Annotated in this window: 13 protein-coding genes; 2 read left to right on the forward strand and 11 right to left on the reverse strand. The window is 53.8% G+C overall.

The genetic code is table 11. From position 1 onward, the window contains the following. Positions 1 to 46 precede the first annotated feature (46 nt). The 3 genes from PS2015_RS04765 to PS2015_RS04775 are packed head-to-tail and all read right to left on the reverse strand — an operon-like array spanning position 47 to position 1,298. Positions 47 to 379, reverse strand: a complete 333-nt coding sequence (locus PS2015_RS04765; RefSeq protein ID WP_058021148.1) for a hypothetical protein — start codon at positions 377 to 379, stop codon at positions 47 to 49. Continuing rightward, on the reverse strand, positions 372 to 920 hold the full coding sequence (locus tag PS2015_RS04770) for an RNA polymerase sigma factor (RefSeq protein WP_058021149.1): 549 nt from the start codon (positions 918 to 920) through the stop codon (positions 372 to 374). Before PS2015_RS04770 ends, PS2015_RS04765 begins: the two co-directional genes overlap by 8 nt. A 6-nt stretch (positions 921 to 926) precedes the next feature. Further along, the gene (locus PS2015_RS04775) at positions 927 to 1,298 is read right to left on the reverse strand and encodes a DUF6249 domain-containing protein (RefSeq protein WP_058021150.1); all 372 of its coding nucleotides are present in this window, start codon (positions 1,296 to 1,298) and stop codon (positions 927 to 929) included. A gap of 230 nt (positions 1,299 to 1,528) precedes the next feature. Between PS2015_RS04775 and PS2015_RS04780 the strand changes: the two genes are divergently transcribed. Continuing rightward, a complete protein-coding gene (locus PS2015_RS04780) occupies positions 1,529 to 2,455 on the forward strand; it encodes a DUF5715 family protein (protein WP_058021151.1) in 927 nt (308 codons plus the stop codon). Here the strand turns inward: PS2015_RS04780 and PS2015_RS04785 are convergent. From PS2015_RS04785 to serB, 4 genes are all read right to left on the reverse strand, one after another. Next, positions 2,422 to 3,312, reverse strand: coding sequence for a DUF1853 family protein (locus PS2015_RS04785; RefSeq protein WP_237113384.1), 891 nt, complete (start codon positions 3,310 to 3,312; stop codon positions 2,422 to 2,424). The two genes, PS2015_RS04780 and PS2015_RS04785, sit on opposite strands and share 34 nt — an antisense overlap. A gap of 17 nt (positions 3,313 to 3,329) precedes the next feature. After that, on the reverse strand, positions 3,330 to 3,554 hold the full coding sequence (locus PS2015_RS04790) for a DUF2835 domain-containing protein (protein ID WP_058023150.1): 225 nt from the start codon (positions 3,552 to 3,554) through the stop codon (positions 3,330 to 3,332). Positions 3,555 to 3,623: 69 nt separating this feature from the next. Then, positions 3,624 to 4,661 (reverse strand): hypothetical protein, encoded by a 1,038-nt coding sequence (locus PS2015_RS04795; protein ID WP_058021153.1) that lies wholly within the window; start codon positions 4,659 to 4,661, stop codon positions 3,624 to 3,626. 78 nt (positions 4,662 to 4,739) lie between these two features. Then, complete coding sequence (serB, locus tag PS2015_RS04800; protein WP_058021154.1) at positions 4,740 to 5,951, reverse strand: phosphoserine phosphatase SerB; 1,212 nt, start codon at positions 5,949 to 5,951, stop codon at positions 4,740 to 4,742. Between the two features lie 148 nt (positions 5,952 to 6,099). On the opposite strand from serB, the gene PS2015_RS04805 reads away from it, so the two are divergent. Then, entirely contained in the window at positions 6,100 to 7,818 is a 1,719-nt protein-coding gene (locus tag PS2015_RS04805) for an amidohydrolase (RefSeq protein WP_082627966.1), read from the forward strand. 166 nt (positions 7,819 to 7,984) lie between these two features. Here the strand turns inward: PS2015_RS04805 and PS2015_RS04810 are convergent, their stop codons facing one another. The 4 genes from PS2015_RS04810 to PS2015_RS04820 all read right to left on the reverse strand — a co-directional run bounded on the left by PS2015_RS04810 (position 7,985) and on the right by PS2015_RS04820 (position 12,654). Continuing rightward, positions 7,985 to 9,019, reverse strand: coding sequence for a hypothetical protein (locus PS2015_RS04810; protein WP_058021155.1), 1,035 nt, complete (start codon positions 9,017 to 9,019; stop codon positions 7,985 to 7,987). Between the two features lie 374 nt (positions 9,020 to 9,393). After that, positions 9,394 to 11,583: a TonB-dependent hemoglobin/transferrin/lactoferrin family receptor gene (locus PS2015_RS04815; protein WP_058021156.1), complete on the reverse strand. Its 2,190-nt coding sequence runs from the start codon at positions 11,581 to 11,583 to the stop codon at positions 9,394 to 9,396. A gap of 89 nt (positions 11,584 to 11,672) precedes the next feature. After that, the gene (gene hemP, locus PS2015_RS15430) at positions 11,673 to 11,840 is read right to left on the reverse strand and encodes a hemin uptake protein HemP (RefSeq protein ID WP_082627967.1); all 168 of its coding nucleotides are present in this window, start codon (positions 11,838 to 11,840) and stop codon (positions 11,673 to 11,675) included. A gap of 181 nt (positions 11,841 to 12,021) precedes the next feature. Next, positions 12,022 to 12,654: a TetR/AcrR family transcriptional regulator gene (locus tag PS2015_RS04820; protein ID WP_058021157.1), complete on the reverse strand. Its 633-nt coding sequence runs from the start codon at positions 12,652 to 12,654 to the stop codon at positions 12,022 to 12,024. Between the last annotated feature and the right edge of the window lie 6 nt (positions 12,655 to 12,660).

Raw genomic sequence — 12,660 nt, forward strand, 5'->3', positions numbered from 1 at the left:
AAATGGCTTTCTGGTGATCGTTTTCACCAAATGCTGGTGTATTACGTTAATTGTAATAGTGGAAAAGTCGCTGTAGCAGCAGAGCACAGACACCAACTGCGAGTGCGAGGAGCGTACTGCTGATTAACGCTGGTGACAGATGGAATGTCAGGCTTTGCCATTGAATGGCAAACGGGGCATAAAGCTGTGACAGTTTAAACGCGGGAGCCAACAGCAGGGCAATGGAACACAGAGCCAGACAGGCTATCAGAATGGATTGCCGCCGTTGTTGTCGCTGAATACGGCCCAGCACAAGCGGTACAAATTGCTCGTCTGCAGCCGACCCTTCTGGTCTGAGAAGTTGTTTCAGTGCAACGTCCAGATCATCGGTATCAGTCATTGTGAACTCCACCAAGCAGGGATTTTAGTTTTTCTCTGCTCCGTTTGATACGGGATTTTATTGTGCCCAGAGGCAGTTCAGTCAGCGACGCAATATCTGCATGAGAGAACTCTGCGACATAGTTTAACACCAACAGTTCACGATCATCTGCTGGCAGGCAGTTGAGTGCCTGCTGCAGATCCATCTGATCAATAAGCGATGTGGCTGTATCCATGTTGTCAGCATCTTGAATATTATCATTCAGTTCCAGAGATTGGTGATCGTGCCGGTTTTGTCGTCGGTACATCAGCCATTCCCTGTATGCGACCGCACAGATCCAGCTACGAAAGCTACCGGTGCCGCTGTACTGACTGATCCTCGTAAATCCTCGCACGAAGCTGTCCTGGGCAATATCTTCAGCGACGGCGCGATGTCGAGTTAGCTGTATCAGCATGCCTAAAACGGCGGACTGATAGTGCCTTACCAGTTCACCGTAGGCATTGATGTCGCCGACGGCGGTCAATGCTGCCAATCTGACATCTTCATCGTGACTTTCTGGCAAAAGAGCTCAGTCCTGTGCAGGTTTCCGCTTTTTTGCGAGCCAGCATAACACAGCACCGACCAGCCCCGGAAAGCTCGCCACGCCAGTCATGATAAGAGCTACTTCAGGCTGATCCTGTACTATGAAAATGACCAGCCCCAATATGATGAAAGCGGCGGCAATTGCGATCAGCACCGCGCCAACGGTCATATCGCGATCATCATTCCGCACCGGTGCGCCCAGCGCTTTGATCGTTTCCGGTGTTAACTGCTGACCGCTGTTAATCGCGGTCCTCAAGGTTTCCTGAACCTGTTTACGGTTGCCTGCGTTAAACCAGTAGGCTATCCAGACAATGCCGAACAGGGTTAAAAAGGGTGCAAGTGGTATCAACAGCTCCATATTGTTTCCTTATATTGTGTTAATGACTCTGTATGGATGCAGGCAATAGACCAAATGGATGCAAATTTCGCGAAATATGAAAAATTTTATTTTTTTACCAATAAAATCATGGTAGTGCTGGACAAATCGAATAAATAACGTGAGAATCATCGTCGACTGCAAGAAAAAATGGCGCAAACAAGCCAGCAAAATAAGCCGTAAATCGGATTTAAAGCGGTGAGGCAGAGATTATGAGGCATCTGACAGCATCTTTTGTGGCAGCGATTATCTTTTTTTCTGTTGCCCAGACCGTTGTGGCTCAAAGCAGCCTCAGAGGGTCAAGATCTTCTATTGAGTACCAGCACACCCATGCCGTGGTGAATGGTTATGGATTTGCCCACACCTCGCGTGATGTCAGTCAACTGGTGAGTGCCGGGGAGTTGGTGAAAGTCAATGAAAGCCGCACCATGGTTATTCATAATGTTTCTTACCCTTATCTTCGTCCACAGGTAAAAACCCTGCTGGAAAGGCTCAGTAACCAGTATCACAATGCCTGTGGCGAGAAATTGACCGTCACCAGTATGACGCGACCCATCGCCCGCCAGCCGGTCAATGCCTCAGAAGAATCTGTTCATCCCACGGGCATGGCCTTTGATCTGCGAGTGCCGTCCAACGGACGTTGCCGGTCCTGGCTGGAACGAACGTTGCTGACACTCGAAGACTACAATGTGCTGGATGTGACCCGTGAGCGACGTCCTCCGCACTATCATGTGGCCGTATTTCCGGAGCCCTATCAGCAATATCTGGCAGGTATTATGGGACAACAGCGCGATTATACCGTTCGTCGGGGAGATACTCTGGTGGCGATCGCTTCGCGAATGGATACTACCGTGGCACAGATTCGCGCTGCCAATGGCATCAGGGGTGATCTGATCCGTGTTGGCCAGACTTTAACAATCCCCGGTTCAGGCAGCGCTTCGGCATCGGCCCCTGTGATGATGCAGGCCCAGGCCAGCACGCCGCGTGAAATTGAGCATCGTGTGCGTCCCGGTGAAACGTTGTGGCGCATTGCCAATCGATACCAGACCAGTGTTGATGCCTTGCGCAACGAAAACGGACTGGCAGGAGATCTGCTGAATGTGGGTCAGGTCTTGCGTGTTGTGCTGGATGAGTCCTGACCCGGCCAACTGTCCGGAACGACAAAGCAGCGCCTGGTTTCCGTCCAGAATCCAGTGTCAGGATGCTGCTGTAGCTGAGCAAACAAACGGACCTGCTGCCGTGAGCTCACCAGCTCAAGTGCGGCGTGGGTTTCTGCCGCATCTGGTGGTACTGTTTGAACCATCGGGCCAAGCCAGTGCGGCTTGACCAGCGGCACCCAGTTTATCCAGTCATCTCTGAGTTCACTACTGTATTGCCAGCTGCCACGGGCATGATTTAGTGCCACCGACTCAGGCGCAGAAACTGGTGTATCAAGTGGGTAAAACAGATATCCCGGCAAAAAAATTCGGCGTTTATGTGGTGGCGGAATACCCATGTTCGCAAGAGCGGCGTGAGTTTGCGCAAGGCAGCTCATCTGTAATTGACGTTCAAGCAGGTGAGTGGTTTTCAAGTCCAGGCGATCATCCGGATTCGGCCCGTACCAGGGTGTGTGCTCTGCTTTGCTGTCGGGATAAGCCATATAGAATTTGACAGCAATTTCATGGTGCTCAATGTCTCCCGTTCCCGGATTCAGCAGCACAAAGTCCAGCTCTCCGAGCGTACTGCCATTTTCCCTGACCGGTAAATTACGGGTTAAAAGCGTCCACCCAAGCAACTCAGTCATCATGCACTCATAAAGGCTTTCAAAATAAATGCCCAGCCGATAATGAGGTGTTTCCCGCAGAATTGACGGACCCGTCAGCGGTTCTGCCTCCCAGGCAGCAAGCTTGTCCATGGCCGATGTGTGACACCATTGTGATGGCTGGAACACCACAGCACCACTGTGTAATTGTGCCGCCTGCAGCATCCAGGCAAGGTGCCGGATCTGAGGCAGCAAAAAGGTTTCCGGCGCTCTCATGCCATGCGTTTGATGTCAGTCAGTTTATGATTGTCATCAAAACTGATTGCAAATGTGCCCATTACGCCGTCATGGGTAACGAAGCGCTGCAGAACCGAGGAGGGGAAGCGAATACGCCGGCCGTCGCGGGTACTGCAGACAACTTGATTGACCTGTCCCTGGTAATGTCGCAGATATTGATCGGCGGTTATGTTCAGGTCGAAAATTAAACACTGTGCCATGTGTATGTGATCATATGTGTGCAGCCCGGCGTTCACTTGATCGAGTGCCGGGCTGCACGCCGTGCGGTATTACTGATTGGCAGCCTGTTCAGCTTCCAGGCGTCGCGCGCCGGCCAGAATGCCCGGCATGGCGTAGTTACCTTCGTGACAGGCATATTCGTACATCGGGCCTTCTGTGGCGTGGTAGCTCAACTCCGCTGTCCAGGGCTGGCTGTACAGATTGTCGTCGTCCACCGTGAACTGATAAACAATCTCAGTATCCGAGTAACGCATAAAACGTTCGGTAATTTTGCCGCTTTGCGTGATCGGCACCGAGCTTTCTGCCATCTGCTGCGGGTTAATGTTAACAGTTTCAACGACCAGCCAGCCATCTTCGTACCAGCCACGTGAATCACCAAACCACTGGTCAAGCTCTTCTGGACGTGTATTGGCACGAGCCTCTGCGGCGTTGTCGTAGATTGGGATGATGCGGGCATCGTGGTTCATTTCCACCAGAATCACGACGTAGTCATCTGTCTGCACAAACTGATAGGTGCTGTTATACAGGGTGCCCATCATGCCCGGACCCGCTGTGTTACCGAAACCGATGAAGCAGCGCTCAGCCAATGGCAGGGCTTCGGGGCCATCTGCATTGCCTTCGCCTGTCACATAGCGAGCACCAAAACTGCGCTGAATCCGCACTTTGGGCTCTTCCAGACGCGGAATTCTGCCTTCCGGGGGATCGATAATGTAAGAGCTGCGGAACTCACCCTTGACCAGCGCCAGATTGGAACCCGGATCAATCCAGAAATCATTATAGCCACGCAGGCCGAAGTCAAAGCTGCCGGCGGGTGGCGCCTGACCGGGCGTGCTCGCCTCGGGTGCATCCACTTCATTGATCGGCAGACCGGCAACAGAGGTGTTGGCCACAATCTGCGCGGCTTCTTCAGGCGTCACCACCAGTTTGTCGACATTCTGCGGACGCTGCAGGTTGGTCAGCGAGGCGTTGGTCCACAACCCTTCAAGGTCAGGACGTTCATTGCTCTGTGCCACGCCCATGGTAGAGGCGATGGCCAGAGACAGTCCCACTGTGGCTGACTTCAATGTCAGCGATAATGCCGTTTTCATGACAGGTCTCCTGATTTTAACCGGTATTTACTGTACCTAACGGTAGCCTTGTTCAATTCACTTGTAAAGTGAATGTATTCACAGGCCGTCTCGATCGCGAAATCCCAGCAGATAGAGAATGCCGTCCAATCCGAGATTTGAGATTGATTGCTTGGCTGATTGTTTCACCAATGGCTTGGCCCTGAATGCCACACCAAGACCGGCAATAGAGAGCATGGGCAGGTCATTGGCGCCGTCACCGACAGCGATAGTCTGTTCCAGGCTGATGCCTTCGCGCTGCGCCAGTTCGCGCAGGAGATCCGCTTTGCGCTGCCCGTCGACAATGGGTTCCTGAACCTCGCCGGTGATAATCCCGTCGTTAATTGGCAGGGCATTGGCAAACACGTAGTCGATTCCCAGCCGCTGCTGAAGTTTCTCGGCGAAATAGTTGAATCCGCCGGATACGATGGCGGTTTTGTAACCATGCCGCCTCAGTTGGCTGATCAGGGTTTCGGCCCCTTCGTTAAGTTGCAGCCTGGCAGCTATTTGCTCGAGAGTTGATTCCGGTAGCCCTTTCAGCAAGGCAACTCGCTCGCGGAAACTGGCCTTGAAATCAAGTTCGCCACGCATGGCGCGCTCTGTGATATCGGCCACCTGATCACCTACGCCGGCCGCTTTGGCCAGCTCATCAATCACTTCGGCGTCGATCAGTGTGGAATCCATGTCGAAGACAACCAGTCGCCTGGTGCGGCGAAAGACACTGTCCTGCTGGAATGCTATATCAACGTTCAACTCCTGGGCAATGGTCAGGAATTCGGCGCGCAGCGCCTCGGCATCGGTCGGCTCACCACGCACAGAAAACTCGATGCAGGCCTTGCTCTGGTTATCCGGCAGGCCTTCCGGAATGCGTCCCGAGAGCCTGTCTATATGATCAATGTTCAGGCCATGGCGGGCAGTGATTGTGCTGACTCGGGCGATGTGTTCAGCGGTAATGCGGCGCGCCAACAGAGTCACAATATGACGGGCCTTGCCCTGTCCGTTAACCCACTGGGTATATTCGTCCGCGCTGACTGGTGTGAATTTAAGCTGCTGATCCATTTCAGAGGCTTTAAACAGCAGATCCTTCAGTACATCCGCCTTGCCCGATGCATCTCCCAACTCGACCAGAATGCCAAAGGAGAGAGTGTCGTGTATTACAGCTTGCCCGATGTCCAGGATATTGACATCAGAGCGAGCCAGTATTCCGGTGATGGCGGCCGTCAGACCCGGACAGTCAGGTCCGGTAATGTTGATCAGAATGATTTCCTTCAAAGTCTTGCTCCGGGTCTGGTATTGGATATTGAGTCTGCCCTCAGGCAGCGTGCGTATTGTACTTGGAAATCGCGTCTGCAGACAGTTCGCACAGGCATCGCCTGATTGGTTAGAATGCGTCTATTACAAAACACAAGAAGGGCTACTCATGAAACACCTCACACTTCTGCTGAGTCTTGGTATGCTGGCCAGCGCCTGTTCGGATCAGCCGCAATCCTCGCCAACGTCGGCCAGCCAATCCCCGGCAGAAGCTGCCTGTCTGGAAGCGGATCTGGTGATTCACAATACGACTGTCTATACCGCCGACGATAATCAGTGGCAGGCTGAGGCGGTCGCCATAAAGGATGGTTTGATCAGTTACGTCGGAGACAATGACGGTATCGAGCCCTATCTGTGTGGTGCCGCTCAGGTGCTGGATATGAGCGGAAACGCTGTTTACGCCGGGTTCACTGACAGTCATCAGCACCTTGAAGGCGTGGGGCGACGCACAAAAACGCTGAGCCTTTTTGGCATTCCCACGCTGCAGGAGACTGTTGCGCGAATTGAACAATGGGCTGCTGATATTCCGGAAGGCGACTGGGTGCTGGGTCGAGGCTGGATTGAGCGCGAATGGACCGATCAGCAACGTTTTCTGAACAAGGGCGACGTCGATCGTTTTACCGCCAACAAACCCTTGTATATGCCCAGAGCCGACGGGGTGTCGGCACTGGCCAATTCGCGCGCGCTGGAGCTGGCCGGTATTACCCGGGAAACGCCGGATCCGGAAGGCGGGCGCATTGAGAGGGATATCGACGGTAACCCGACGGGTTATCTGCTGGCGAATGCCATGAACCTGGTGCGTGACTTCTTACCGCCGGAAACGGATGATTATCTGAAAGACAATCTGCTGCGGGGCATGCAGGCTAATGCGGCTCTAGGCTGGACGCAGACTCAGGACATGGGCATGTCCTATCGCCTGGTTGACCTGATGAAGGAGCTGCACAGCGAAGGACAGATGCTGCAGCGGGTTTATGCCGGTATTCCGATTGCTGAAGCCGATGAGATGATCAGGCGCGGCACGGAGTCGACCGCAGACGGCATGTTCGAAGTGCAGGGTATCAAAGTGTATATCGACGGTACGCTGGGTTCGCGCGGTGCTGCCTTGATCGAAAATTATTCTGATGCCGATCATAATGGTTTTATGAATCGCACCAGCAAAGAAGTGCTGATGCCAGTGATGCATGAATCACTGCGACGTGGTTTCCAGATTTTTACGCATGTCATTGGCGATCGGGCTGTCAGGACCCTGCTGGACTGGTACCAGGAAGCCTGGGATGCCGTGCCGCAAAGAGAATGGGCGACGACGGATCTGCGCTGGCGCATGGAGCACGCACAGATTATTCCGCCGAGTGACCAGCAACGGTTTGTGGCCATGAACGTGCTGCCGTCCATGCAGCCCAGCCATGGTATCGGAGATCTGAATTTTGCGCCGGATCGTTTGGGTGCAGACCGGCTCGGGTATGCTTATCCCTGGCAGCAACTGGTTGATCGCGGCCTGATGATCCTGGGTGGCTCGGATGCGCCGGTTGAGGCGGGGGACCCGCGTATTGAGTTCTACGCTGCAATCACGCGTAAACGTCTGGACGGTACAGACGACGCCGGATGGCACCCGGAACTGGCCGTGTCTCGCGAAACGGCACTGAAAATGTTTACCATCTGGCCGGCCTGGGGCGCATTTCAGGAGAATGAGCGTGGTTCTGTTGAAGTGGGCAAGCGCGCTGATTTCAGTATTTTTGATACTGACTTCATGACAGCTGATCCGGCGGATATTCTGACTGCCAATAATATGATGACCATCGTGGGTGGGCGGATTACCTACGAGCGTTGATGGTTTGAGTGACGCTGGGGACGGAGGCGGTCTACATCCCCATTTTAGCGATTGGTTCGTCGCGTCTTGGCGGGGAGCGGGTCGACCGTTGTCCCGCTCTCCGCCAAGACGCTTTATCACTACCTGTGGATGGGGACGTAGACCGCCTCCGTCCCCAGCGCATGCCCTACTGGCTGACCGCTCGATGGTTGTCGTAGTCCCAGGTACCCTCCTCTACGCGGGCGCCTTGCAGCACATTGACCAGGCCGTAGTTGCCTTCATGGCAGGCGTACTCGTAGAGGATGCCATCAACGCTGAACATCGGAATCTCTGCAGTCACTGGAGCACTGAAGGCTTTGGGGTCATTAACTGTAAATTGATAATCAACCCGATCGTCTGACACTCGAGTGAAACGCTCGGTCAGCATTTTGTCTGCGCTGACCCCTACGCCTGAGAAGCTTTGAGTTTTATCGTTGAAGTTGCGTGTTTCCACGACCAGCGTTTCTCCATCCCAGTAACCGCGCGAGTCGCCATTCCACTGCCTGATCTGGTCCGGAATATGCGGGCTGTTATCCAGTTTGACGATGCGTGCTTCGTGGATCATCTCGTTGAAAATAACAACGTGATCTTCTGTCTGAAAGAACTGCACATTGTTGTTATAGAGGCTTGGTTCAAACGGCGGAACTGAGTTGAATCCCATGATACATCGTTCAGACAGGCCCCGATCCTCTGGACCATCCTTGCCGACGCCGCCTACTGTGAAGCGAACAGGGCGTTCGCCGGGAGAATCCGGACCCAGTCCACCATAAGCCATCGGGGCACCGGGGACTACAGGAGGCAAACGTCCGTTGGGTGGGTCGATTATGAGCGATGTGCGCAGGTTGTAATTCAGTGGATTGGTTTCAATCCAGAAATCATTGTATCCGCCGATGGTGCCGCCAATAATATCGGTCAGCTCAATACCGGCGGCTTCACGCTGGATTCTGGCCTGCTCCTGAGCCTGCACTTCCTCCAACGTATAGTGGGTTTTGTCGCCCAGTGCTTCCGGCCTTTGCATAGGCACTGACGAGCTGAAATTCCAGACACCCCTCAGCTCGGGGTGACCCCATTCTGTGCGGGGTGCAGTGTAATCATTTGCCAGGACTGGCAGGCTGATCAGCGGCAGGCTGAGCGCGATCAGTGTTTTTTTAAGAACAGGTGGTGCAAAAGAACGGGACTGCATGGTCATACTCCTTCGCAATGGTCCGATTATCGATTAGTTTTTTTGGCCATTTCACAGGGTTGATTGCAGCACAGCTGGAATGATTAGGCAAGTACGCCGGGGACGGAGGCGGTCTACGTCCCCATTTAAGCAATTGGGTTGCGCGTCTTGATGGTACACGACATTACGGTCGGCCACATCCCTTACGGGAAATTCCGGCGCTGCAGAATCTCGACGTCGCGGCTGCGCCGCTCCGGACTCAGACAGGCTTCGCGCTTTATCGGAATTTCCCGTAAGGGATAAACGTGGCCTGATTGACCGTAATGCCGTTCTCCACCAAGACGCTTGATCACCGCCAGTGCACTGGGGACGTAGACCGCCTCCGTCCCCGGCGCTCAGAAGGTAAAGTCCAGCGCCAGGCGGGCATTGATGCCGGCGGCCTGGTTGTTGGCCAACAGTTGTGTGTCACTCTGAGTCAGCCCTGCGATGCGGTTCCAGGGGGCGTATTGTTCGTCCAGCAGGTTGAAGATGCCGAATCGCAGACTGGCGGATGACAGCAGTTGGTAGCTGCCTACCAGGTCCAGTACCTGGTAGGCTTTGCCGCGTACCTGATCATCTGATTCGACGCGGGTTTTGGCCGCGACCAGGGTGGCAATGCCCTCCACGGAAAGGCGGTCGTTCATCCTGTAGCGCAAGCCGGTGACGACAGTAAACGGATCCACGGAATTCAGCTCCTTACTAGAAACCTGGTTGCGGCCACGGCTCCATGACAGGGCGCTTTGCCATGACAGCTGATCGGACAGTTGCCATTCGCTGCTGGCTTCCAGACCATAAATGCGTGCCTTGCCGATATTGCTGTCCTGGAACAGCATAATGCCGTTCTGGACTCTCAGCAGACTGCTTTCAATGAAGTCTTTGTAGTGATTGTCAAAAGCGGCAACACTCAGACTGCCGTTATTCAGACTCACACGCAGGCCAGCTTCGTAAGCCTGGCTGGTCTCGGCACGGACGTCGGGGTTGGGGATGGTCGCGTAGCCGTGACCCAGGTTTACAAAGGCCTGATTGGCTTCATCGAAGTTTGGTGGACGAAAGCCTTCGGCATATTGTGCGAACAATGACAGTGACGAATTGATGTCATAGAGCACGCCAAGGTTGGCAGAGATATTATCTTCTGAGAAACGCTGAACGCTGAAGCCGCCCCAGTCGCTGATATTGCCACTGTTGCTAAAAGTGCTGTCGGCATCAGGATCCATACGATAGTGGTCATAACGCAGTCCCGGCATAATCATCAGCCGATCGTCCAGTAACGTTATCTCATATTGCGCAAACACGCCCTGGCGCCTTGTTCGCGTATCGGGGAAAGTTTTGTTCGGAAACACTTCCGGGGCGGCCATCGGATAGCTGGCAATTTGTTGGCTGATGGCGCCGGTATCGGTGCGGGTATCGAAACGGTCGCGTGGTCGTTCGGTATCCGTCTGCTCCAGGCTGGCTCCATAAATCAGATTCTGCCGACGTGCCAGTACCATGGCGCTGCGGGTGGTCTGGTTAAATTCCAGACTTGTGTAGCGTTCGGCCTGTGTGCCGCGGAAGCTGGCCGGGCTGCGCGGGTCCACAAACGAGAAACTGGTGCGTAACTGCGTGGTTTGCTGATCGGCATCGCTGCGTTGCCAGTTTAAATGTGTATTTAACGAGTCCGCCAGCCAGTGATTCAACTGCCAGTCATGTCGCAGACTGATGCGTTGCCGCTCAGTCATATCGCGACCCATTGACAGAGTGACCGAGCTGCTCAGCTCGTCTTCAAGAACCGTGTTGATGTTTTCGTCGAAATTTTCTGCCGACAAGGTCAATGCGTGTCTGTCATTAATGTCCCAGCGGCTTTTTGCGAACAGGTTCTGATTATCACCCTTCTGCGGGTTTCGTTGTCCCGGGCCGTTAATGTCAGTTTCTTCAAAATCACGACGAGTCAGTTGTAATACATTGCCAAAATTGCCTGTTTGATTGGCAAGCGTAAAACCGGCCTTGAGCTGATTGTTGATACTGCTGCCGGATGTTCGCAGTGCGCTGTAAAACGTGTCGGAACCGGCAAGATAATCGCTGGCATCTTTGGTGCGCAGCGCGACAACGCCCCCCAGAGCATCTGCACCATAAAGAACCGAGGCCGGCCCGCGAATGATTTCGACAGCTTTAAGATCATCCACTTCGTAGCTGTCTTTACCGTATGAAGATGGCCCCGCCGCGTACATATCGGCGCTGCGTATGCCATCGATCACGGTCAGCACACGGTTACCACCTATACCGCGGATGCGCATGCCTTCATTACCGCCGCGATTGGCTGTATCCATCACGATGCCAGGCTGATAGCGAATCGCGTCGCCCAGGTCATCGGACAGTGTGCGGGTTAATTGTTCGGCCGATATGACAGAAACGGTGCCGGCAATCTCGTCGGCGCGCCGGTCCTGATAGGTTGCAGTGACGATTACTTCACTCATCGCAGGTGCGCCTGAGATCTCATTGGCTATGGCAGCCTGGCCGAGAAAAGCTGTCACAGCAGAAAGCATGGTTACAGCTGGATGTATTCTGTTCATGGATGCGTCTCTCCTTATTGCAAAGAGAGTCGGGCTGGCAACCACAACAAGTGGTCATCTGGCTGGCTGGACTCGATGATTTCGTGGGTCTATTTGGTCAGTATCAATTTGCCCTGCGATGTTATTCGCAGCGTGTATCGCTCCCCATTATGATCAATGCAGATGGTTTTCCGACCCTTAAACAGGTGTTCCGAGATCAGCGGCTGATCCGCGGCGAGCTGTTTATTGGCAATCGGCCGGGAGCTGTCTCCTGCCATCAGTATTCCTCCTGCCGTGGGCTTAAGTGCAATGTTGCGAAGCATGATAGCCAAGTTTACCAGCGATGTAAACAAGAATCATTATCATTACTATTTGGGAGGTTTTGTTGGAAGGTATTCTGATACAGGCATCGCTGATATCAGGGGTAATTAACTGGCTGCTATTGTTCGGCGGAGGCTTTCATGACTGCCATTCGGCGCTTGCCAGCTTGTCCGGATCAATAGCCGCCTTCACCCAGAAATCAAAGGCGGCAAAGACTGATTGTTCGCGGGTCATGCCCACGTTTTCGAAAGTTTTGCGGCGTGCTGCATCCGTCATCAGTGTGAAATAACACGACCAGGCAAACTCCACATTCACGTCGTCGCGCAGATAGGGTGACAGATGTTCGCGCATGGCGCGCATACTCTCGTAGAGTGAATCGATGTAAACCTTGTACAGCTCGGGATAACCGGTTTTCAGATCCAGCCAGAAAGCGGTGGAGTATTGTGCATCGTTTTCAACCCAGACCCCGATGCGGTAGCGCAGAATCTCCATCAGGTCGTTGGTGCCATACGCCGTGATCGGTTTATGTACCCGGGCCTCCCAACGCACGATCAACTCGTGGACCAGGGCTTCTTTGGTATCAAAATATTTGTACAGGGTTTTAGTGCTCATGCGCAGGCTGCGAGCCAGGTCGCTCATTGATATGGAGCGTATACCCAGAACACGGGCCTTGCGCGCAAAGGCTTCCACAATGCGATTGGCCATACGGGCATTGTCGTCATCCTGGATGCGGCTGCTGAGCTTTTGTGAGAACGCGAGGTTGGTCGACATGGCATT

It is taken from the genome of Pseudohongiella spirulinae (genome assembly GCF_001444425.1).
Lineage (GTDB): Bacteria > Pseudomonadota > Gammaproteobacteria > Pseudomonadales > Pseudohongiellaceae > Pseudohongiella > Pseudohongiella spirulinae.